Here is a 21,555-nt window from a genome sequence, read left to right on the forward strand (position 1 = left end):
GGCGTGTAGGGCTATGGCTTTGCTTGGCATGAGTTATTATCTACATAGATTTGGTATTACGCTATAGCTGCCGATCAGGCGTTAGAATCCCTTAGTCATGGCCGACCCTTTGCGCCAGTTCCTGCCCTACGGCCTCGAAGACCTGCCTGCATTGCTGAGCACACCCCGCGAAGCACCGCGGGAAGCGCTCAGTGCTGGCCTGGTGGCTTATCTGAGGCGGCTCGGTGCGCCCCCAGCCAGCCTCGAGGCGGCCAGAAAGCTGGCCCAGCCCAATAGCCGGGCCATTGTGAGCGGGCAACAAGCCGGCCTTCTAACCGGACCCGCCTACACCTTCTATAAGGCCCACGCTGCCCTCAAGCTGGCCCAGGCCCAAAGCCCCAAGCCGGTGGTTCCGGTGTTCTGGGTGGCCTCACAGGACCACGATACCGACGAAATCCGCAGCATAGAGCTTCTGGACTTTGAAGAGCGCGTGCACCGCCTGCGGCTCGAGCTGCCCCCAGCCCATCCCGCCGGGCGAATTCCCTTCGCGCCTTATTTTGCCCAGGTCTGCGGGCTGCTGCAGCACTTCGGGGGGTATCCCGAGGTGCGAGAGCGCATCTGCAAGGCCATTGCGGGCCAGTGGAGCTACAGCGAGGTGTTTGCTCGATTGCTGCTGGAATTCCTGGGCCCCGCCGGGCTGGTGGTCTTCGACCCCATGGCCCCCGAGCTGGCCCCCTTGTTTGTACCGGCCCTGAAGCGGGAAATTGCCCATCCCCTGGCTTCCTCCCAGGCCATCAACCGCACCGCCTTAGCCATGAAAAAAGCAGGCCTCGAGCCCGCCCTGGGCCGTGGAGAGGCTGCCACAAATCTGTTTTTGGAAGGTGCAGATGGCATTCGTCGGTTGCTGCGCTTCCGCAATGGGCGCTTTGAAGACGGCCAGCACCACTATAGCGCCGCTGACCTGCTGGCCTTGCTGGAGCAAGACCCCACCCGCATCACCCCTGCGGCTGGGCTCAGGCCAGTATTGCAGGACGCCGTGCTGCCCACCGCCGGTTTTGTGGTGGGGCCGGGTGAACTCAAGTATGTGGCCGAACTCGGTGGCGTGTACGAGCTGCACGGGCTCAAGCCCCCTGCGGTGATTCGCCGGATGGGAGTAACGGCACTCGAGCCGCCCATCGAACGAATCCTGCAAAAATACGGCCTCGAGGCCTGGGCTTTCCAGGCCGACCCCGAAGGAACCTTCAAAGCCGCCCTGGCCCAGCAAGAGGCCAGGGTGCAGGCCATCCGCGCCCACCTGGCCCGCATCAATGCCGAGTTCGAGCAAATTCAAAGCCTGCTAACCGACCCCAGCCTGAACCGTCCCCGCCACCGGGCCCAGGTGCGCATCCAACATGAGCTCGAGCGCCTCGAGCGCAAAATCCTGGACAACGCCCTGCGGCAGGAAAACACCACCGGGGCCCAGTTCGCCCGATTGCTGCGCCACCTGGCCCCTGCAGGCCCCCAGGAGCGGGTCTACCCTTTTTTGATGTACCTGCTCAAGCACGGCGATATCGTGCTCGAGCGGCTCGCTGAGCTTCCTGCTACCGGCAACCATACCCTGAGCCTGGCTTAAGTGGGCCGCTTAATGCTGGAGAGGGCCTCCAGTAAATCTTCCTCCCCAAAAGGCTTGGGGATATGGGCCACTCGAGCATTCCTGACCCAAAAGCCCCGGGGGGGCTCCTGGGCGATGAGCCAGATGGGCAGGAAGCGTCCGTTGGGCAAGGCCCGCAAATGGCGCACCTTGCCAGCCAGGTCGGCACCTTCCAGCAAAACCCCTTGCACCCGGTTGTGCTCGAGGATGCGCCTAGCACCTTCCAGGTCGGGGGGCAGAATAACCCGGTAGCGGTGGCGCTCGAGGGTCACCAGCAGCAGCCGCCGAACCAGGTTGGAATCGGCCAGGACAAGCAGCAAGGGGTCTTGTGGGCGCACCTCGGCCTCGCTCAGAATCCCCCGGCTTTTTAGCTCGTACAGCAGATGGTAAACCTGTTCTTCGGGCAGGTCGCAGGCCAGCGCCACCGAACGGGCCCGCCTGACCCCGTCTATGGCCCCCAGCACCGCCCAGGCATCGGGGGAAAGGGGGTGGCGGGTGGGGTCGCCGACCAGCCGCAGCACGGTTTCGGGTTCTACCTTGCCCCGCCTCCACTCGTCGAGGCGGCGCAGGGCCTCAATCAGCATTGCGCTGGTTTCAGCAGCCCCAGGCAGCAGCACCTGCGAGACATCTGCAGGAAGGGGTTCGGCTACCAGTTCGCCCTCCTGCTGGGCCAGAATGGCAGCCAGGGCCTCGAGGGTTTGTGCGCGCAACACCTCGTTTAATTCATCATCGGTGACCAATTGCTGTTGCAGCGCCAGGAGGCCCAGGGGGGTTCCGGGGTTCTCCTGCTGCTGGTACTTGACCAGCGCCTGAACCTGCTCGAGGGTCAGGTAGTCGAAGCGCACCAGATACTCCCCCAGGTGGGGGCCGGGCTGGGTTTGGATGTAGGCGATTTTGCCCTCGCGGACATGAATCCGGCCCGAGAGCTTGGGGCAGCTAACGCTGATAACCGCATTTTTACGACCCCCCTCGAGGGTTCGCAGCAGGTCTCCCAGTTCAATTTCGCCCAGTCTGGCCCGAATCATATAAACCCCATTTAAAACATCAGCCAAAACCCGCTAGGTGCAGGTGCGCCCGTTGTGGTGGTCTCCCCTACTCCAGTAGGCGGCTCTGTTCGGGCAGGGGGTAGCCCAGGTGGGCATAGGCCCGCTCGGTGGCCTGGCGGCCCCGGGGGGTGCGCTTTAGGAGGCCCAGTTGAATCAGGAAAGGCTCGTGGACCTCCTCGAGGGTCTCGGGGTCTTCGGAGAGTGCGGTAGCCAGGGTATCGAGGCCCACCGGCCCCCCCGCAAAGCGTTCGATGACGGTATGCATAATCAGGCGGTCGCGGGCATCCAGCCCCAAGGCGTCCAGGCCCAGGGCATCCAGGGCCTGCCGGGTGCGCTCGAGGCGCACCACCTGCTCGCCGGCCACCTCGGCAAAGTCGCGCACCCGCCGGAAGAGGCGCTTGGCGATACGCATGGTGCCCCGGCTGCGGTGCCCAATTTCCAAAGCCGCCTCGGGCTCAATTGGCAGGCCCAGCAGCTGGGCGTCGCGCTGCACCCCCTGGGCCAGCTCGGCCTCGCTGTAAAACTCCAGGTGCTCGATAATCCCAAAGCGGCTGCGCAAAGGCCCGGATATAAGCCCAGGCCGGGTGGTGGCCCCGATCAGGGTAAAGCGCGGCAGGTCCAGCCGCAGGGTACGGGCAGCCGGGCCACTGCCGATCACGATGTCAATTTTGAAGTCTTCCAGTGCGGGGTACAGGTGCTCCTCGGCGGCCTTGGACAGGCGGTGAATCTCGTCTATGAAGAGGATATCGCCCTCCTCGAGGCTATTGGTCAGGATGGCCGCCAGGTCGCCCGGCTTCTCGATGGCCGGGCCACTGGTCACGCGGATGTTTACTCCCAGTTCGTAGGCCACCACGTGGGCCAGGGTGGTCTTGCCCAGGCCGGGCGGCCCGAACAAAAGCAGGTGGTCGAGCGCCTCCCCCCGGTTTTTGGCGGCCTCGAGGTAGACCCGCAGCTTCTTTTTGAGTTTGGCCTGGCCCACATAGTCTTCCAGGCTACGGGGTCGCAGGGTTAGATCGGACTCCATGCCTTTCATCATAGCAAGCGAAAGCGCTCTATTCTGTTTTTGACATAGAAAGCGGCAGGTGGGATGGCTCCATATCGCCTTTCTGTTCAGCAAGGTAGGGCTGAACCCCGCCTTGCTGCTGGGCCTCCTCGAGCAGCGCATCCAGTGCGCCTTCCCGCCACAGTGCGCCCAGGGCCTGCACGGCTTCTGGGTCAAGTGCCTCATGCAGAAGGCGCGGGTAGACTTCGGAAGGCTTTAGGGCGGGGCGGTAGGGCCGGTGGCTGGTGAGGGCATCCCAGATATCGGCTACCGCCAGGATGCGGGCCTCCGGCGGTATGGCCTCCCCGCGAAGCCCATCGGGGTAACCACAGCCATCCAGCCGCTCGTGGTGATGCCGAATGCCCGCCAGATGGGCCGTAAGCGCACGGGACTGACGGACAATCTCGTACCCAATGAGCGGATGGCTTTCAACCAGCTGACGCTCCTGGGCGCTGAGCCTGTCGGTTTTCTTGAGAATGGCTTCGGGAACACCAATTTTGCCAATGTCGTGCAGCAGCCCGGTAATGTAAAGCTGGTAGGCTCTTTGTGAATCCCAGCCCAGCTTCAGGGCAATGCGCTGAGCATAAGCCCCAACCCGCTGCGAGTGACCACGGGTGTAGGGGTCCCGGGCGTCTATGGCAGCGGCCAGGGTTTGTACGGTGTCACGGTACAGCTCGAGGTTGCGCTGGCGCTCGGCCTCGAGGGCCTGGGCCAGATTGTTGAAGCCCAGGGCAAGGTCAGCCAGTTCGTCCCAGGCCACCGCACTCACCCGCACCGACCCTTTTCCGTGCTGGATGGCCTGCATTCCCTCGAGCACCGCCTGCAAGGGCCGGGCCACTTCACGGGACAGAAGAATTCCGCCGGCCACCATCAGCAGCAGACCGGAAAACAATCCCCAAGCCACCAGTCCAGGAAGATTCGTGGATTCAAGCCTAAAATAAACCAGCGAAGCCACCTGCAACAGCGGAAGCAGTCCCAAGGCCAGCAGCACACCCAGCACCTTGAAGATAAAAGGAATCCTCAGGCGTGGGTGTACCACCACTTCGTCGCCAAAGCGCTCGCGCAGATAGGCCAGCAAGCGCGGAGACTGGCTCGCGCCGACCAGATACTCGATAATGGCATGCAGGGCAGCGTTGATGGGATACCACGGCAGCAAATACAGCATGTCCAGTGGCCCGGTGGGAAAGCCGCCAAAGCGGTGCGCCACATCGATGGCCAGCAAAAAACCGCCCATGGTGCTCAGCAGGTGAGGCCCCATAACCCGTGCCACCGAGAGCAGTGGCCAGTGCACAAGGTTGCGGTAGGCTTGCCGGGCCTCCTGGAGGTCTTTAGCCTGGCCGAGGAAGACCTTTTGCGCCTTACTAAGCTGCCGACGTGCCCACCACAGGTCCAGCAGCGCAACCGCCGGAGCTACCAGCAAACCGATGGCAAGGGCATACCCCCAGGCCCAGACCGCCCAGCCAAAGTACAGCCCGTGAACCATCAAAGCATTGAGCAAAACAGCCAGAGAGCCAAAAAAGTAGGCCCAGACCGAGCGGCGCAAGAACTGGCTAAATAGGCGCTTACTGGCGTCCATCCCTGGGTTCACCATAGCACCCAAATGCGGGAGAGCAGGGTCATTTTGACGTAGCGTACAATAACCCCGATGGTACGTTTTTCTGCCAACGGGGTGCGCCTCGACCAGGCCCTGGCCTTCGAGGCCAATACCTCGCGGGCCAAAGCCCAGGAGTGGATTGAAGCAGGTCTGGTAAGGGTAGGGGGCCAGGTGGTTACCAAGGCCTCCTACAAGCTCAAGGGCGAGACCGTGGAAGTGGAGCCCCCACCTCCCCGGCCCGCTTCGGTAGCCGCCGAGGACATCCCCCTACAAGTCCTGCACGAAGACCCCGACCTGATTGTGATCAACAAACCCGCCGGCATGATCACCCACCCGGCCCCCGGGGTCTACTCTGGAACGCTGGTCAATGCCATTCTGGGGCGGTTTGGGCTGGATGTCTCGCTGGGCGAGTCGGAAGAGGAAGGCGAGCTGCGCCTCAAAGCCCCCCGGCCCGAGCTGGTGCGGCCTGGGATTGTGCACCGCCTGGACAAAGACACCAGCGGGGTGATTGTGGTGGCCCGCCACGAAGCCGCCCACCGCCGGCTTTCCGAGGCTTTTGCCGGGCGCAAGGTCTATAAGCGCTACCTTGCCCTCACGGTGGGCATCCCGCGCGATGGCCTTTTGTCGGCCCCTATTGGTCGTCATCCGGTAGACCGTACCCGCATGCATGTGGGGGGTGTGGCAGCCCGGCACGCCCAGACCGAGCTCGAGGTGCTGGCGGTGGCCGAGCAGCACGCCCTGGTCTCGGCCATCCTGCACACCGGACGCACCCACCAGATTCGGGTACACCTCAAGCACCTGCACGCCCCTATTCTGGGCGACGAGGTATACGGCAAGCCCTCCGATCTGATCGCACGTCAGGCCCTACACGCCTACGAACTGCGCCTGCAGCACCCCCGCACCGGCAAGTACCTGCACTTTGTGGCCCCCATCCCCGCCGATATGGTGCGGGCCTGGGAGCGGTTGGGGGGGGTCTGGCCGGCGGATCTGCACACCGAGCGGCTCGAGGCCGACGCAGTGGGGCCGTTTCGCTGAGGTTGGAGGGCAGAGACCTTGAAGCCAGAATACCCTGCAATGGCTGGCGGGGTGAACTTTGGCTTCCAAAGAACGTTTTTGGTGGAGTGCCCGCTCTGGTAAACACAGTGACAGACCCTCTATTTCCCGTGAAGGCTGTGCCAATTGGGCTTCCGGGCCTGGTTGCTTGATTTGTGGGCTCTGGTTGGGAATACTGGGGTCAAGCAAAAGCCCAGGAGGCATGGTATGAATGTAGTGTTTCTCTCCCCCCATTTCCCCCCCAACTTCTGGCCGTTTTGTGTGCGTTTGCGTGAAGCGGGGCACAACGTGCTGGGCTTAGCCGATGCCGAATACGATGCGCTGCGCCCCGAACTAAGGCAGGCCCTTACGGAGTATTACAAGGTTTCCGACATGCACCACTACGACGAGCTGGTGCGGGCGCTGGGCTACTTTACACACCGCTACGGCAAGCTCGACCGGCTCGAGTCCATGAACGAGTACTGGCTCGAGACCGAGGCCAGGCTGCGCGAAGACTTTAATATCTTCGGCCTGCGGCCAAAGGACATGGACCGGGTCAAGCGCAAGTCGGTCATGAAGCAGTATTTTCAACAGGCCGGGCTGCGGGTGGCGCGGGGCCGGGTCTGCCGCACCCCGGTAGAAGCCCAGGATTTTGTAGAAGAGGTGGGCTACCCGGTGGTGGCCAAGCCCGACATTGGGGTGGGCGCGGCCAAGACCTACAAAATCAACAACGACGCCGAGCTGATGGACTATATCGCCACCAAGCCCCCGGTGGACTACATCATGGAAGAGTTCATCCCCGGCAAAATCATCACCTACGATGGCCTGACCGACATCGAAGGCCAGGTGGTCTTCGACAGCTCGCTCGAGTACTCCAAGGGCGTGATGGACGTGGTCAACCAGGACACCGACATCTACTACTACATGGTGCGGGAAATCCCCCAAGACCTGCGCGAGGCCGGTCGCAAGGTGGTGGAGGCCTTCAACGTGCGCGAGCGCTTCTTCCACTTCGAGTTCTTCCGCCTGGAGGACGGCTCCCTGATGGCGCTGGAGGTAAACATGCGCCCCCCAGGCGGCCTGACCATTGACATGTTCAACTACGCCAACGACATGGACATATTCAAGGAATGGGTCAACCTGCTCACCTACGGCCAGGTGAGCCAGCAGGCCCAGCACCCCTACTTCTGCACCTATGTGGGCCGCAAAGACCACATCCACTACAAGCGCCCGCACGAACAGGTACTGGCCGAGTTCGGCCCCCTGGTAGCCCACCACGAGCGCATTAGTGGCATCTTTGCGGGGGCCATTGGCAACTACGGCTACATCCTGCGCCACCCCGACCTACCCACCTTGCTGCAAGCCGCCCAGGCCATTCAGGAACGGGCCTAGATAGGGGGTTTTGCATGTACACCGAGTATCACAAATGGTATAGCCCGGCCCTGGGGCACGAGATGGAGTTCAAGCTGTACGGCCATTACGGCCAGCCAGTGCTGGTGTTTCCGGCCCAGAACGGGCGCTGGTACGACTGGGAAGGCCATGCCGGGATGGCCCAGGCCCTGGCACCCATGATCGAGGCGGGGCGGGTCAAGTTTTTTTGCGTGGACGGCATTGACTGGCAGAGCTGGACCAACCAGAGCATCCCCCCGGCTGAGCGGGCCCGCCGCCACAACGACTACGACGCCTACATCATGCAGGAGGTGGTTCCCTTTGTGCAGAAGAACACCGGCCTGCCCACCCTGTGGGTCACGGGGTGCAGCATGGGGGCCCTGCACGCGGCCAACTTCTTCTTCAAGTACCCCGAGGTGTTCGACGGCCTGATCGCACTATCGGGACTGTATCAGGTGAGCGGGTTTGTGGGGGACGAAGGGGGCATGGATGCTTACTACAACTCGCCCTTGTGGTACCTGCGCAACCTTACCGACGAAGCCAAGCTCGAGGCCTACCGGCGCAACAAGATTGTGTTCGCGGTGGGCCAGGGGCGCTGGGAAGAGGAGTGCCTGCGCGACACCCGCCAGATGCAAGAGCTGCTGCACCAGAAGGGCATTTATGCCACCTTCGACTACTGGGGCCACGACGTGGACCACGACTGGCCCTGGTGGCAGAAGATGCTGCCATATGAGCTACAGCGCTTAGGGGTTTGATTCGGGCCTGGGTTTTTCCGCTGGCTCGAGCCTGTGGTTGGCCTGGTAGTGCCCGGCCAGCTCGTCCACGTAGGTGTCCTCGCAGGGCTTAACCCCGGCCAGGTAGGCCGCGCGGCCTAAGGCATGGGCGGCTACCGGCGCGGTCAGGATAATGAAGGCCAGGGCCGAGAGCGCGCGGGCCGCCACCGAGAGTTCCTGATAAAACACCGCCACCGCCACCAGAATCAGGCCCACCCCCAGGGTACCGGCCTTGGAGGTCGCGTGCATACGGTTGTACAGGTCGGGCATCCGCACCACCCCAATGGCCGCAATAAACAGGAAAAAAACCCCACCCAGAACCAGCATATAAACCAGCCACAAAAGCATGGTCAGTCCCCCTTGTGGGCCCGGTATTCGATGTAGCGGGCCAGCCCCAGCGTAGCCAGAAAAGCAAACAAGGCCAGGGCAATGGCCACATCCAAAAAGGCGGTCTGGCCGCTCACCAGGGCATACAGGGCGGCCAGGGCCACCGAGACCGAGGTAATCAGGTCGAGGCCCACCACCCGGTCGGGCAGGGAAGGCCCCCGAACCAGGCGGTAGATGGCAAAGGGCAGGGTTAGCATCAAGGCCAGCAGCATTCCCTCCAGAAAACTCATCGGGTTACCTCCAGTACGGCTTTTTCCAGGGTTTCGTGGGTAGACTGGATAACCGCTTGCACATCGTCCACGAACATACCGTGCACATACAGCACCTTGCGGTCGGAAGAGACATCCAGGCTCAGGGTACCCGGCGTAAGGGTAATCAGGTTGGCCAGAAGGGTGATCTCGAGGTCGCTCTCGGCCTCCAGGGGGTAGGCAAAAATGCCCGGCTTGATGGGCAGGCGGGGGGAGAGCACCGCCTGGGCCACGCGCAGGCTCGAGAGCACAATCTCCCACAGCATCAAGAGCACAAAGCGTGGCAGCTTCCAGGCCAGGGTGAAGTAGCGCTGGGCCTGCGGGTCGAAGAGGGGGCGGGCCAGCAGCAGAATCAGGAAGCAGATGGCAAAACCCACCAGAAAGTTCTCCAGGGTAAAAGCTTCGGTCACGGCCATCCAGAAGATGGTCAGCACCACGTTGTAGACAAAGGCCCTCATCGGCTCACCCCCAGCACCGCCTCAATGTAGCCGGCGGGCTCGAGCAGCTCCCGCGCTGCCGCCAGCGAGAGTCCCAAGAGCGGCTCGGCCCACAGCCCGATGCCCAGCGTCAGCAGGGCCAGCAGGGCTACCGGCAGCACCAGCCCCCCCCAGCCAGGCGATGCCTCCGTGGCCTGGGGGGCATTCTTCCAAAAAACCTCGGCGAAGACCAGGCCCATCGAGAGCAGGGTCAGGAGGCCTACCAGCAGGGCTACCCCCACAATCCCGTACTGCTCGGCCTGCAACCCTGCCGCCACCAGGGTAAACTTGGCCCAGAAACCCGAAAAAGGCGGCAGCCCCGCCAGCGAGAAGGCCGGCAGCAAAAACAGCCCCGCCAGCCAGGGGAAGGGCCGGTACAGCCCCCCCATCCGCACCAGCACGGTGGTGCCCTGTATGCGCTGCAAAAGGCCCGCCAGCAAAAAAAGTGCAGAAATGACCAGCATGTGGTTGAGGGCGTAAAACACCGAACCGGCCAGGGCCAGCGGGGTCAGGATACCCAGCCCCATCAGCATGTAGCCGATGTGGCTCACCAGCTGGAACGATAAGAGCCGCCTGAGCTCCCCCTGGGCCAGCGCCATCAATACCCCCAGCAAGAGCGTAAAACCAGCAATCCAAAGAATCAGGTTATGGGTAAACCCGGTATCCTGAGTAAAAAGCAGGGTAAAGACCCGGATCAGGGCATACACCCCCACCTTGGTCAAGAGCCCGGCAAAAAGGGCCGAGATCATCACCGGTGGGGCCGGGTAGGAGGCCGGTAACCAGAAGAAAAAGGGAAAGACGGCGGCCTTGAGGCCAAAAGCCACCAGAAAGAGCATGGCCAGCGCGCTCAAGAGCCCAGGGTTCACGGCCCCCACCCGGGTGGCCAGGTCGGCCAGGTTCAGTGCCCCGGTGGCCCCGTACAGGAGGCCCACCGCCACCAAAAAAAGGATGGAGGACAGGAGCGAAACGGCGAAGTACTTGACCCCTCCGGCGAGTTGGGCCTTTTGGCCCCCCAGGATCATCAGCACAAACGAGGCCAATAGGAGCACCTCGAACCAGACGTACAGGTTGAACAGGTCGCCGGTCAGGAAGGCCCCATTCACCCCGAAGAGCAGCAAGTGGGCCAGGGCGTAGTAACCCTGCGCCTCACGGGGCGGGTCGCCTTCATTTAGGGCATACAGGGCCACCGCCACCGCCACCACTGCGGTAGCGAGCACCATCAGGGCCGAGAGGTGGTCGGCCACGAAGGTGATGCCGAAGGGGGCCGGCCAGTTGCCAATCTGGACGGCCTGGATGCCCCGCTGGTGGATCTGGATGAGCAGGGCCACGGCTGCGGCCAGCAAGCCCAGAGCGCCCGCCAGACCCAGCAGGCGCTGGGCCTTGCGGTGGGCCACCACCAGGCACAAAATGCCGGTGGTGAGCGGAACCAGCAAGGGAAGCACCAGGAGCCAGCTCATGGGCGCTCACCCTCCCATCGCACCTCGTCCACCGGCGAGGGGGCCGGGGCCGGCTCCAAGGTCTCAGGGATAGCCTCGGCGTTGAGGGTACCGAGCGCCTCCTGGGCCCGGAAGAACAGCACAATGCCGAAAGCCGCCAGGGCAAAGCCAATCACGATGGCGGTGAGAATCAGGGCCTGGGGCAGGGGGTTGGCGTAGGGTTCCATCACCGCACCGCTGGGTTGCACCAGGGGCGGGAACTGGCTGCCCAGGCGGCCCGCCGTGAAAATGAGCAGGTTGGCGGCGTTGCCCAGCACCAAAAAGCCAATCAGAAACTGAATCAGGTGGGGCCTGAGCATCAGGTAGACCCCCACCGCCATCAGGGCACCCACCAAAAACGACAGCAAAACTTCCATTAGAAACCCTCCGGATGGGCCGAAGACTCCTCGAGCCCAAAGATGGCCGAAAGGAGCGCCCCAAACACAGTCAGGTAGACCCCGATATCAAAGATCACCGGGGTGCCCACCTTCACGCCCAACACGCTAAACCACTGCCCGGTCATGAAGGGCTCGGCCTGAAGCAGCGCCGGCAGGCCGCTCAGTAGGGCCACCAGCAAGCCCCACCCCACCAGCCTTAAGGGGGGCAGGGGCAGGAGCTTGCGGGCCGCGGCCAGGCCGTGCGCCAGGGCAAACAGCGCATAGGCCCCCACCGCCACCAGTGCCCCGATAAAACCCCCACCCGGCTCGTTGTGGCCGCGCAGCAGCAAAAAGACCGAGAGCAAGAGCAAAAGGGTAAAGAGGAACCTCGAGGTGGTCTTGAGAATCAGGGTGTTCACGGCTGCTCCTCCGGCTTTCGCCCTCCATTCGGGGACGAACCCCTTGGGCCGCTGGCCCGGCGGTTCACCAAAAGGGCCCAGACCCCCAGCCCGGCCAGCCCCACCACGGTGATCTCGCCAAAGGTGTCCAGGCCGCGGAAGTCCACCAGAATCACGTTCACGATGTTGCGCCCGAAGCCTTCCGGCAGGCTCTTCTGGGCAAAAAACTGGCTCAGGTGCAGCTCGAGCGGCTCTGCCAGCATCCCCAGCATCAACAGGGTTACAACCCCTCCAAAACCCAGGGCCACCACCTTGTCCAGCCAGCGCCCATGCGGAACCGGGCCAATGCGCTGGATTTGCAGCAGCACCAGGGCAATCAGGATGGCGGTCAGGGTCTCCACCAAGAACTGGGTGATGGAGAGGTCAGGCGCATTTTGCAATAGGAAGACCAGGGCCACCCCCGCCCCCACCATGCCCAGCACCACCACCATCGCCAGGTGGGAGCGCAGCCGGAGTGCAAAAAGCGCCCCCAGGAGCATGAGCCCCAGCAGCACCACCTGCGCGGGCGCGGGGCTCGAGCTCTCCCCCGGCCAGAAGACCTGGCCGCCGCGCAGGAGCGCCAGCCCCACCAGCGCCACCAGGCCCGCAAAGGTCCAGACCAGGTAAGCCCGCAGCGAGCCGCTTTGCAGCAGGCGCTCTACCCCAGCCGCCGCCCGCATGAGCCCCCGCAAAAGGGCCACATAGGCGCCTTCCGGGCCAGGAAGGGGCTCCTGGGCCATCCAGGCCTGCAGGCGGGGGTAGAGGAAGTAAAGCCCCATCCCCAGCAAAACCGTAAGCAGACTCAGCAGCAAGGCCAGGTTGAAGCCGGGCCAGAGCTTCAGGTGGTAGGCCACAGCCTGGCCCTTCACCGCGCTGGCCACGGCCTCGGCCAGGGGGTTATAAAGCCCTGGAAACAGGCCCAGCAAGAGGCCCAGCCCCGCCAGCACCATAGGCCCCAGCCACAGGCTGGGCGGCCCCTCGTGCACCCCCTGGGGCGGCTGGCCGCGAAAGAAGGGCACCACCAGCAACAGGGCCAGCGTGGCCCCCACCGCAAAGCCCAGCAGCGCCAGCCCCACCATCCAGACCGGGGCGGCTTGCAGCGCGGCCACATACAGCACCTCCTTGCCGATGAAGCCCAGCACCGGCGGCAAACCCGAAAGCGAGAGGGCCGCCAGCACCACCGCTACCCCGGTCAGGGGCATCACCCGGAAGAGGCCCGCAAGCTGGGTAACGTCACGGGTGCCGGCCTCGTGGTCTACCGCACCTGCGGCCATAAAAAGCCCGCCCTTGTACAGCGAGTGGGCCAACAAAAAGGTGGCAAAGCCCATGGCCGCGTAGTAGTCGGTGAGGGGAACCATCCCGATGGCAAAGACCAGCGCCCCCAGCGTGGCCACGGTGGAGTAGGCCAGCAGGCGCTTGAGATCGGTGTGGCGGAAGGTGAGGGTGGCCCCGGTCAGCAAGGTAGCCAGCCCAAAGACCATCAGGGTACTGCTCCAGACCTCGCTGCCGCCCAGGGCCGGCTGGAGCCGGGCCAGCAGGTAGACCCCTGCCTTGACCATGGTGGCCGAGTGCAGGTAGGCCGAGACCGGGGTAGGGGCCTCCATGGCGTTGGGCAGCCAGAAGTGGAAGGGAAACTGCGCCGACTTGGTAAAAGCCCCCAGGAGCACCAGTATGAGCGCAGGCAGGTACAGCGAATGCTGGCGCAGCACCTCGCCCTGGCCCAGCAGTTCGGAGATTTCCCAGCTACCCCCCATCCCGGCCAGCAGAATAAGCCCAGCCAGCAACGCCAGCCCGCCGCCCGCCGTGACCAAAAGGGCCTGGGTGGCAGCCCGACGCGACCTGAACTCGCTATAGTGGAAGCCAATCAGCAGGTAGGAGGTCAGGCTGGTCAGCTCCCACATCACAAACAGGGTCACGATGTTATCGGCCAGCACCAGCCCCAGCATGGAGGCCATGAAGAGCAAAATGACCAGGTAGAACCGGCCCAGCTCCGGGTGGCCCTTCAGGTAGCCGCCCGAGTAGACCACGATGAAGGTGCCGATGCCGGTGATGAGCAGGGCAAACAAGAGCGAAAGCCCGTCCAGGTAGAAGGAAAAGTTGACCCCCAGGCTGGGCACCCAGGCCACCCCCTGCCGCACGGTCTGGCCTGCCACCACCGCAGGCAGCAGGCTGGCGAAGTAGACCGTAAGGGAAAGCGGCAGCAGCGCCAGCACCCAGCCCGCGGCCTGGCCCAGCCAGCGGTAAAGCCACGGCGCGGTAAGGGCCCCCAAAAAAGCGATTGCTGTAGCGACAACCATAGATTGCTCCGGTACAAACCCCTCACAACATAACAAAGAGCAGAGACTTTGGGCAGTCTCCACCATGAAATGCTGCACGCAGGCAGCGCATTTTTTGCAGGGGCATTATACCGGATTCACGCCGGTTACCGCCCTCCCAGGGGGTATCGTGCGGGTTGCTAGCCCGCACCGACCCCAAGGAAGACTAAAGCTTTTCGCCACTACAACAGATGTCCCTGAATCGTTCTGTATGCACCGACAGGGGCAGCTTTTATACAGCCCCTCGGTTGCAGGTGGGGTTCATCCCAGGGTGCAACTACGCCACCGGCTCCCGTCCCAGCATCCGGTGCACAGCCCGGCCCAGGCGTTTGATGCCTTCCTCGATCTGCTCGCTGGAGGCGCTGGAGTACGAAAGCCGCAAGGTGTTTTTGCCGCTGCCGTCGGCAAAGAAGGGCTGCCCTGGCACGAAGGCCATCTTCTCCTCCACGGCCTTTTTGAGCAGCTCGAGGCTATCCAGCCCGGCTGGCCCGGTGAGCCAGAAGAACATGCCCCCTTCCGGCACAATCCAGCCCATGTCCTCGGGCATGTATTTCTGCAGGGCCAATAGCATCCAGCTACGGCGGGTCTGGTAGGTCTGGCGAATCCGGTCAATCTGAGCCTGGTACCACCCGCTGTCCTGCACCAGCTCGTATACCAGCATCTGGTTCAGGGTGGGCGAGTGCAGGTCGGCCCCTTGCTTGGCAAAGGTGATCTTCTGGATGACGGGCTTGGGCCCCACCACCCAGGCCACCCGCAGGCCCGGGGCCAGGGTCTTGGAGGTGGTGGAGAGGTAGACCACGTTGCCCCCGCCCATTTCCTGGTCGAGGGCAAAGAGCGTGGGCAGGGGCCTGCCGTCGAAGTACAGCTCGGCGTAGGCGTCGTCCTCCAGGATGGGGGTGCGGTACTTGCGGGCCAGCTCGACAAGGGCCTTGCGGCGCTCCAAGCCCATCAGGCGGCCCGAGGGGTTCTGGAAGGTGGGCAGCACGTACATAAACCGCACCGGGTGGGCCTGGAGGGCAGCCTCGAGCCGGTCGAGCTCGAGGCCCTCGTCGTCCATGGGAACCGAGACATACTCGGGTTCGTAGGGGTTGAAAGCGCTCAGGGCCCCCAGGTAGGTGGGGGCTTCCACCAGCACCCTCGAGCCGGGGTCAATCAGAATCTTACCCACCAGGTCGAGGCCCTGCTGCGAGCCCGAGACAATCTGCACCTGGTCGGGGGTGGCGCCGGGCATCCGGCTGGCAATCCACTCCCGAAGGGGCAGGTAGCCCTCGGTGGTGCTGTACTGGAGGGCCTGGGCTCCATGTTCACGCAGGATGCGCTGGGTGGCCTCGCCGATGCGCTCCAGGGGGAACAGGTCGGCAGCAGGGAGCCCCCCGGCAAAGCTGATAAAACCCGGCTGGGTGGTCAGCTTCAGAATTTCGCGGATGGTCGAGGCCTGGATGCGCTGGGTTCGGGCCGCAAAGCGGGGCTCAAAGTTGGCTTCTAGGTTTTCCACCCCTCCAGTCTAACCCCCATGTATGACGCTTTGTATAGTTCGTGCCGCAAAGGCGTTAGAAAAAGTAGCAATAATCTGTCCACTCGTGGTCATTGTCTCAGTCTCTCCTACAACCAGCGGACTTTTAAGGCTCTATCTGGCCTTATCGGGCGGAGAGTCGGCTAAGCTCGTTAAAGCGGTCTGCCTTGAGGTGCTGGTTAGAGCACTCTGGATTTGTATAAACGCCGCGCCAACTGGTCAACGGTGAAACTCCGGCTCAAAAAGCCGGGCGTACTCGTCTAAGGCAAAGCGGTCGGTCATACCGGCGATATAGTCGCAGGCGGCGCGGTGGATGCCCTCGGCATCGGCGGCTTTTTGCACCTGGGGGGGCAGGATGCGGGGGTCCTGGATGTAGGCCGCAAACAGCTTTTCCAGCACAAAACGCGACTTGCCCACCTGCCGCACCACGTAGTAGTGGTGGTAGAGGTTGGCATAGAGGAAGTCGCGCAGCTCACCCAGCTGCCGGGTCAGGGCTGGGGAATAGACCGCCAGGGGCGCCGGATGCTGGCGGACGGCCTCGAGGCTGTCAATCCCGTGCTGCTCTAAGAGCGCATGGGTAGCGCCGATGGTGTCGGTGATGATCAGGCCCAAAAGCTCGCGGATAAAAACCCGGCGGCTCATCTCGTCGAAGCGGTCGGGGTGGAAGCCCAGTTCGTTCAGCAAATCTTTGAGCAGCTCGACCTCCCACAGTTGGCCGGGCGTAAGGAGCCCTGCGCGCAGGCCATCGTCGAGGTCGTGGGCGTTGTAGGCGATTTCGTCGGCCAGGTTCACGATCTGGGCCTCGAGGCTGGGGCGCAGTTGGGGTTCGTAGCCCTGGGCGTCGGGCAGGTCGTAGCGGGTCTCGTGTTTGACGATGCCCTCGCGGGTCTCCCAGCACAGGTTGAGGCCGCGAAAGCCGGGGTAGCGCTGCTCGAGGTAGGTCACGATGCGCATGGACTGCTTATTGTGGTCGAAGCCGCCATGCCCCTGCATCAGGCCATCCAGCACCGCCTCGCCCGAATGCCCAAAGGGGGGGTGGCCGAGGTCGTGGGCAAAGGCGATGGTCTCGGTAAGCTCCTGGTTGAGCCCCAGGGCCCGGGCGATGGAACGGGCCACCTGGGCCACCTCGAGGGTGTGGGTCAGGCGGGTGCGGTAGTAGTCGCCCTCGAAGTTCACAAAAACCTGGGTCTTGTACTGCAAGCGGCGAAAGGCGGTGGTGTGGTTCACCCGGTCGCGGTCTTTCTGGAAGGGGGTGCGGTAACGCGACTCGGGCTCGGGGTGCTCGCGTCCGCGGCTTTGGCCGGACTTTACCGCATAGGGGGCCAGGGTCTGGGCCTCGAGGGCCTCGAGGCGCTCACGCTCGAACAACATGTGCTCAGTCTACGCTTGCCCCTTTGGCGCTGACAAACCGAGCGCGGGCAAAGCCCGCCTTGAGGCAGGCATAATCAAATAAACCATGTGACCCCTGAATAGTTCCGCTGAGGCATGCTTTTGGAATCACCCGACCGGGCCAGCCCTCATGTATTTTTCCTGGGCTCGAGGTATCACGGTCTGGATGATGCGCGTTCTATTCAGTCTGATGGCCCTGCTGGCTTTGTCGGCCTGTGCGCCCTCCGTAGCAGAGGTCCGGCGCTTCGATTTGATTGTGCAGAACCAGTGCACCGGCCCCAATCAGACCGTGTTTTTCTACGTCAATGGAGAGTTTATCGGAACCGTGCGGGGCTCGAGGCTCTTTCCCAGCCTGCGCGAAGGCCGCTACGAGCTGCGGGCCGAGGGCACCCAGCCCGGCCAGCCGGGGCATCTGCGCTTTAGCCGCTCGCTGGTGCTCAACAAAGACACCGTCTGGACGCTGTGTCCGTAGCACCTAGGACGATCCCCTTCGGGACGGAGTTCACTCCGTACACCAGGGGGACGATCCCCTTCGGGACGGAGCTCGCTCCGTGCACCAAAAGGTTCAGTCCTGGCCCTGCAAGCCGGCCACTAGCTTGTCCAGGTCGGCCTGGGTGGTGTAGTGGGCGATGGAGGCCCGAATGGCTCCGTCGGGCCACAGGCCCAGGGCCTGCATGGGCATGGTGGCGTAGTAGTGCCCGGCGGCCACCCCCACCCCCAGTTGGGCCAAGCGTTCGGCCACAGTCATGGGGGGCTGGCCCCGCAGATTGAAGCAGAAGGTTCCTACCCGGCCCTGTGGGGTGGGCATCCCGTAAAGTTGCAGGCCGGGAACGCTCCGGAGCCGCTTTAGGGCCTGGGCTACCAGGGGTTGTTCGATGGCCTCAATCTGCCGGTAGGCCGCCTGCAAGCCCGCGCGCCCCGGTTTGCCGTCCCCCAGCACGCTTCTCAGGTAGTCCAGGGTTCCCAGCCAGCCGGCCATGCATTCGTGGTTGTTGGTGCCCGGCTCAAACTTGAGCAGGCTGTCCTGGGGGATGAACCACAGTTTGTCAGTAGGGAGCTGCCCAATCAGCTCCTCGCGCACATAGAGGAAAGCCAGATGGGGGCCAAACACCTTGTAGGCCGAGAAAAAGGCCATGTCTACCCCGGTGGCTTGCACGTCGGGGAGGTGGTGGGGGCTGTAATGCACCATGTCGGTGATGCACCAGGCCCCTACCGAGTGGGCAATTTCGGCGGCGGCGGCCACATCCGGGGTGGTGCCCAGCGAGTTGGCCGCCGAGGTGACCGCTACCAGCCGGGTTCGGGGCGAGACCAGCGCCCTGAGGTCGGCAGGTTCCAGCCGCCCGCCCTCCGCCCAGCGGGCCTTCCAGACCTTGAGCTGCACGCCTTTTTCGGCCAGGTTGCGCCAGGGCGAGGCGTTGGCCTCGTGCTCGAGTTCGGAGATCACCACCTCGTCGCCCTCGCCCCACAGCCGGGCAAAAGCCCGCGCAAGGATAAAGGTGAGGGCGGTAGCGCTTGGCCCAATCGCCACCTCGCTGGGCTTGCAGTTGAAAAAGTCCGCGGTCTCTTTCCGCGTCTGTTCGCGCACTGCGGTAGCGGCCTGTGAGCCGGGGTAGGGCATCCCCACGTTGCAGCTCGAGGTTGCCAGAAACTGTGCCATGCCTTCGATGCACTGCTGGGGAACCTGGGCCCCAGCAGCGTTGTCCAGAAAACTAAAGCCTCCGGCCAGGGCGGGGAAATGGGATTGTATGGGCATGCCTGATTCTATAGCGGTTTTCGCGTCCCAGCACCTGCTTTGCAGACTACCAGGGGTCAGAAAGGCCAGGGCCAGCCGGGATAATGCCTACCCCAGCGGTAACCCTGTGGTGACGGCCTTTACGCAGGCTTAACCTGGATGGGGTAGCCTTGGTCTAGGAGGTGATGGCCATGTGGGGATGTGACTGGTACATGGGCTGGTGGGGACCCCTTTTTGGCCTTCTCTGGCTTGCGCTTCTCGGCCTCCTCGTCTACTGGCTGGTCAAAACCCTGGTTCCGGATAGGCGGGACCGGGCCCTGGAGGTCCTGAGGGAGCGCTACGCCCGGGGGGAGATAGACAAGGAGGCTTTTGAGCGCTTAAAGCGCGACCTGGCATGAAGGTTCTCCTGGTGGACGATGACCCCGCCATCCTCGAGGTGCTGAGGGCGTACCTCCAGGGAGCGGGGTTCTCGGTCCTCGAGGCCCAAGACGGGGAGGAGGCTCTTCTCCTCTTTCCCCAGGCGGACCTGGTGGTCCTGGACCTCATGCTCCCCAAGGTGGACGGCTGGCGCGTGGCGGAGGCCATCCGGGGGGAACGGCCCGAGCTGCCCATCCTCATGCTCACCGCCCGGGGGGAGGAGGAAGAAAGGGTACGGGGGCTGGAGCTGGGGGCGGATGACTACGTGGTCAAACCCTTCAGCCCCAAGGAGGTGGTGGCCCGCATCAAAGCCCTCCTGCGCCGGGCTGGGCTCAAGGAAGAGCTCACCTATGGCCCCCTGCGCCTCCTTCCCAGGAAGCGGGAGGCCTGCTTGGCAGGGGAGCCCCTGCCCCTCTCCCGGCTGGAGTTTGACCTTCTCCTCACCCTGGCCCAGCACCCGGGCATGGTGTTCAGCCGGGAAAGGCTTCTGGAAAAGGTCTGGGGGCCGGACTTTCCCGGGGTGGACCGGGTGGTGGACGTGCACATCGCCGGGCTTCGGAAAAAGCTCGGCGACGATCCAGATAACCCCCGCTTCATAGAAACGGTAAGGGGTGTGGGGTACCGCTTTAAGGAGGCCAATGCGCCTTTTCCTTAAGCTTTTCGCGAGCCACCTGCTGGTGGCCCTCCTGGCCCTTCTCCTCCTCTTCCTCTTGACCGAGGCCCTGGCGCCCCGTTTCTACCAGGGGCACGTGGCCCGCATGTACCACGCCTTCGCCATGATGGGGGGCGGCATGATGGCCGAGGCCCTGCGGCAGGACCTGGAGGAAGGCCTGCGCTCCACCCTGACCACCGCCTTCCTGGCGGCCCTGCCCTTCGCCGCCCTGGGGGCGGCCCTTACCGCCTTCTTTGCCAGTTTCCGCATCGCCAAAACCGCGCGTCTCCTGGCGGAGGGGAGCCGCAAGATGGCGGCAGGCCAGTACAACCTGCGGCTGCCCCTTTTGGAAAGGGACGAGCTGGGGGAGCTGGCCCTGGCCTTCAACCGCCTGGCCGAGGCCCTGGAGCAGGTGGAAAGGAAGCGGGTGGAACTCATCGGCACCGTGGCCCACGAGCTCAGGACCCCCCTCTCCGCCCTGCAGGGATACGCCGAAGCCCTGGGGGATGGGGTCCTGGACCGGGAGAGGGCGGCGGAGGGCATCGCCCGGGAGGCGCGGGCCATGCGGCGCCTGGTGGAGGACCTCTCCCTGGTCTCCCGCGTGGAGGCCAAGGCAATGGAGCTGCACCTCGAGGCCCTGGATCCCCTGGCTCTGCTCCAGGAGGCAGCCGAGCGCTTCCAGGACGCCTTCCAGGCTAAGGGGGTGGCCTTGCGCCTCCTCTCCAAGGGCCCCTTACCCCCGGTTCTGGCCGACCGGGAGCGGGTTTTTCAGGTCCTGTCCAACCTCCTGGCCAACGCGCTGCGCCACACCCCAGAAGGGGGGGAGGTGCGGCTTTGGGCCCAGCGAAAGGAAAGGGGGGTGGTTTTCAGCGTGGAGGACACGGGGAGCGGCATCCCCCCGGAGCACCTGCCCCACATCTTTGAGCGCTTCTACCGGGTGGACCCCGCCCGCAGCCGCAAGGACGGGGGCACGGGGGTGGGCCTCACCATCGCCAAGGGCCTGGTGGAGGCCATGGGGGGCAGGATCTGGGCCGAAAGCCAGGTGGGCCGGGGAAGCGCCTTCCGTTTCACCCTGCCCCTTTACCTGGGCTTAACAAAGGGGGGTTAGGGTGGGGGGCATGAAAAGACTCGTTACACTCCTCTGGATAGGTGCGGCGATAGGTTTGGCCCAGGTTTCTTCCCCCGAAGCCCTGAAGGGCCTGGACCCCGAAGGGGCCTTGGCCCTGGCCAAGCGGTGGCGGGAAGAGGGGCAGAAGGTGGTGAGCTACGTCACCCCTGAAGCCTTTTTCTTTGAGTTCGCCGACGGCCGCAAGGCCAGGGTTGAGCTGAAGGACCGCTTCCTCCTGGCGGTGGCCCCATACCGCAACCAGACCCACCCCTGCCAGGTCCACTACTTCTCCAGCTGCACCGGGGAGCTGAGGGAGGAAACCTTCAGCGTACGGGTGCTGGAGGGAAGCAAAGAGGTGTTGCGAGCGGAGGTGCGCACCGGCAAGGACGGGTTCTTTGAACTCTGGCTTCCCCGGAACAAGGTGTATGTCCTCGAGGTCCGGCAAGGAGGTTGGGTAGCCCGGGGAGAGGTCGCTACCCACACCAAAAACCCCACCTGCCTGACCACCTTCCGCCTGGTACGGGAGTAAATCCTGAGGGCAAGTGGA

General features: G+C 63.8%; 22 protein-coding genes. 9 read left to right on the forward strand and 13 right to left on the reverse strand.

Annotated elements, in window-relative coordinates; translation table 11 throughout:
* The first annotated feature begins 97 nt into the window (after nucleotides 1-97).
* Entirely contained in the window at nucleotides 98-1,591 is a 1,494-nt protein-coding gene (gene bshC / locus ABWU19_RS07830) for a bacillithiol biosynthesis cysteine-adding enzyme BshC (RefSeq protein WP_435901148.1), read from the forward strand.
* Here the strand turns inward: bshC and ABWU19_RS07835 are convergent.
* The 3 genes from ABWU19_RS07835 to ABWU19_RS07845 form a co-directional block, all read right to left on the reverse strand.
* Nucleotides 1,588-2,634: a DUF4388 domain-containing protein gene (locus ABWU19_RS07835; protein WP_435901149.1), complete on the reverse strand. Its 1,047-nt coding sequence runs from the start codon at nucleotides 2,632-2,634 to the stop codon at nucleotides 1,588-1,590. The two genes, bshC and ABWU19_RS07835, sit on opposite strands and share 4 nt — an antisense overlap.
* 67 nt (nucleotides 2,635-2,701) lie before the next feature.
* Entirely contained in the window at nucleotides 2,702-3,679 is a 978-nt protein-coding gene (gene ruvB / locus ABWU19_RS07840; protein WP_435901150.1) for a Holliday junction branch migration DNA helicase RuvB, read from the reverse strand.
* Between the two features lie 28 nt (nucleotides 3,680-3,707).
* The gene (locus tag ABWU19_RS07845; RefSeq protein ID WP_435901151.1) at nucleotides 3,708-5,273 is read right to left on the reverse strand and encodes an HD-GYP domain-containing protein; all 1,566 of its coding nucleotides are present in this window, start codon (nucleotides 5,271-5,273) and stop codon (nucleotides 3,708-3,710) included.
* A 69-nt stretch (nucleotides 5,274-5,342) separates the two neighbouring features.
* Here ABWU19_RS07845 and ABWU19_RS07850 point away from each other — a divergent pair, with 69 nt between their 5' ends.
* The 3 genes from ABWU19_RS07850 to ABWU19_RS07860 all read left to right on the forward strand — a co-directional run bounded on the left by ABWU19_RS07850 (nucleotide 5,343) and on the right by ABWU19_RS07860 (nucleotide 8,464).
* The gene (locus ABWU19_RS07850) at nucleotides 5,343-6,326 is read left to right on the forward strand and encodes an RluA family pseudouridine synthase (RefSeq protein ID WP_435901152.1); all 984 of its coding nucleotides are present in this window, start codon (nucleotides 5,343-5,345) and stop codon (nucleotides 6,324-6,326) included.
* A gap of 225 nt (nucleotides 6,327-6,551) precedes the next feature.
* Nucleotides 6,552-7,712 (forward strand): ATP-grasp domain-containing protein, encoded by a 1,161-nt coding sequence (locus ABWU19_RS07855; protein WP_435901153.1) that lies wholly within the window; start codon nucleotides 6,552-6,554, stop codon nucleotides 7,710-7,712.
* Between the two features lie 14 nt (nucleotides 7,713-7,726).
* Nucleotides 7,727-8,464 (forward strand): esterase family protein, encoded by a 738-nt coding sequence (locus ABWU19_RS07860; RefSeq protein WP_435901154.1) that lies wholly within the window; start codon nucleotides 7,727-7,729, stop codon nucleotides 8,462-8,464.
* Here the strand turns inward: ABWU19_RS07860 and mnhG are convergent.
* From mnhG to ABWU19_RS07905, 9 genes are all read right to left on the reverse strand, one after another.
* A complete protein-coding gene (gene mnhG, locus ABWU19_RS07865) occupies nucleotides 8,453-8,830 on the reverse strand; it encodes a monovalent cation/H(+) antiporter subunit G (RefSeq protein WP_435901155.1) in 378 nt (125 codons plus the stop codon). The genes ABWU19_RS07860 and mnhG overlap by 12 nt on opposite strands.
* Before the next feature lie 2 nt (nucleotides 8,831-8,832).
* Nucleotides 8,833-9,099, reverse strand: a complete 267-nt coding sequence (locus ABWU19_RS07870; protein WP_435901156.1) for a monovalent cation/H+ antiporter complex subunit F — start codon at nucleotides 9,097-9,099, stop codon at nucleotides 8,833-8,835.
* Nucleotides 9,096-9,575 (reverse strand): Na+/H+ antiporter subunit E, encoded by a 480-nt coding sequence (locus ABWU19_RS07875; protein WP_435901157.1) that lies wholly within the window; start codon nucleotides 9,573-9,575, stop codon nucleotides 9,096-9,098. The genes ABWU19_RS07870 and ABWU19_RS07875 overlap by 4 nt, the downstream gene beginning before the upstream one ends.
* Nucleotides 9,572-11,050, reverse strand: coding sequence for a proton-conducting transporter transmembrane domain-containing protein (locus tag ABWU19_RS07880; RefSeq protein WP_435901158.1), 1,479 nt, complete (start codon nucleotides 11,048-11,050; stop codon nucleotides 9,572-9,574). Before ABWU19_RS07880 ends, ABWU19_RS07875 begins: the two co-directional genes overlap by 4 nt.
* The gene (locus ABWU19_RS07885) at nucleotides 11,047-11,445 is read right to left on the reverse strand and encodes a sodium:proton antiporter (protein ID WP_435901159.1); all 399 of its coding nucleotides are present in this window, start codon (nucleotides 11,443-11,445) and stop codon (nucleotides 11,047-11,049) included. Before ABWU19_RS07885 ends, ABWU19_RS07880 begins: the two co-directional genes overlap by 4 nt.
* Complete coding sequence (locus tag ABWU19_RS07890; RefSeq protein WP_435901160.1) at nucleotides 11,445-11,864, reverse strand: Na+/H+ antiporter subunit B; 420 nt, start codon at nucleotides 11,862-11,864, stop codon at nucleotides 11,445-11,447. Before ABWU19_RS07890 ends, ABWU19_RS07885 begins: the two co-directional genes overlap by 1 nt.
* Nucleotides 11,861-14,179, reverse strand: a complete 2,319-nt coding sequence (gene mbhE, locus ABWU19_RS07895; protein WP_435901161.1) for a hydrogen gas-evolving membrane-bound hydrogenase subunit E — start codon at nucleotides 14,177-14,179, stop codon at nucleotides 11,861-11,863. The genes ABWU19_RS07890 and mbhE overlap by 4 nt, the downstream gene beginning before the upstream one ends.
* A gap of 295 nt (nucleotides 14,180-14,474) precedes the next feature.
* The gene (locus ABWU19_RS07900) at nucleotides 14,475-15,692 is read right to left on the reverse strand and encodes a PLP-dependent aminotransferase family protein (protein WP_435901162.1); all 1,218 of its coding nucleotides are present in this window, start codon (nucleotides 15,690-15,692) and stop codon (nucleotides 14,475-14,477) included.
* A 237-nt stretch (nucleotides 15,693-15,929) separates the two neighbouring features.
* Nucleotides 15,930-17,081, reverse strand: coding sequence for a deoxyguanosinetriphosphate triphosphohydrolase (locus tag ABWU19_RS07905; RefSeq protein ID WP_435901163.1), 1,152 nt, complete (start codon nucleotides 17,079-17,081; stop codon nucleotides 15,930-15,932).
* Nucleotides 17,082-17,265: 184 nt separating this feature from the next.
* Between ABWU19_RS07905 and ABWU19_RS07910 the strand changes: the two genes are divergently transcribed.
* Entirely contained in the window at nucleotides 17,266-17,571 is a 306-nt protein-coding gene (locus ABWU19_RS07910; RefSeq protein WP_435901164.1) for a hypothetical protein, read from the forward strand.
* A gap of 93 nt (nucleotides 17,572-17,664) precedes the next feature.
* Here ABWU19_RS07910 and ABWU19_RS07915 read toward each other — a convergent pair whose 3' ends face one another.
* On the reverse strand, nucleotides 17,665-18,852 hold the full coding sequence (locus tag ABWU19_RS07915; RefSeq protein ID WP_435901165.1) for a cysteine desulfurase-like protein: 1,188 nt from the start codon (nucleotides 18,850-18,852) through the stop codon (nucleotides 17,665-17,667).
* A gap of 170 nt (nucleotides 18,853-19,022) precedes the next feature.
* On the opposite strand from ABWU19_RS07915, the gene ABWU19_RS07920 reads away from it, so the two are divergent.
* The 4 genes from ABWU19_RS07920 to ABWU19_RS07935 are packed head-to-tail and all read left to right on the forward strand — an operon-like array spanning nucleotide 19,023 to nucleotide 21,537.
* Nucleotides 19,023-19,229 carry an SHOCT domain-containing protein gene (locus ABWU19_RS07920; RefSeq protein WP_435901166.1) on the forward strand — a complete coding sequence of 69 codons (207 nt, stop codon included), beginning with the start codon at nucleotides 19,023-19,025 and terminating at the stop codon, nucleotides 19,227-19,229.
* Nucleotides 19,226-19,903: a response regulator transcription factor gene (locus ABWU19_RS07925; RefSeq protein WP_435901167.1), complete on the forward strand. Its 678-nt coding sequence runs from the start codon at nucleotides 19,226-19,228 to the stop codon at nucleotides 19,901-19,903. The genes ABWU19_RS07920 and ABWU19_RS07925 overlap by 4 nt, the downstream gene beginning before the upstream one ends.
* The gene (locus ABWU19_RS07930; RefSeq protein ID WP_435901168.1) at nucleotides 19,887-21,008 is read left to right on the forward strand and encodes a sensor histidine kinase; all 1,122 of its coding nucleotides are present in this window, start codon (nucleotides 19,887-19,889) and stop codon (nucleotides 21,006-21,008) included. The genes ABWU19_RS07925 and ABWU19_RS07930 overlap by 17 nt, the downstream gene beginning before the upstream one ends.
* A gap of 10 nt (nucleotides 21,009-21,018) precedes the next feature.
* Nucleotides 21,019-21,537 carry a CueP family metal-binding protein gene (locus tag ABWU19_RS07935; RefSeq protein ID WP_435901169.1) on the forward strand — a complete coding sequence of 173 codons (519 nt, stop codon included), beginning with the start codon at nucleotides 21,019-21,021 and terminating at the stop codon, nucleotides 21,535-21,537.
* Nucleotides 21,538-21,555: the final 18 nt, after the last annotated feature.

This window comes from Meiothermus cerbereus, from assembly GCF_051297115.1.
In the GTDB taxonomy this organism is placed as follows: domain Bacteria; phylum Deinococcota; class Deinococci; order Deinococcales; family Thermaceae; genus Meiothermus; species Meiothermus cerbereus_A.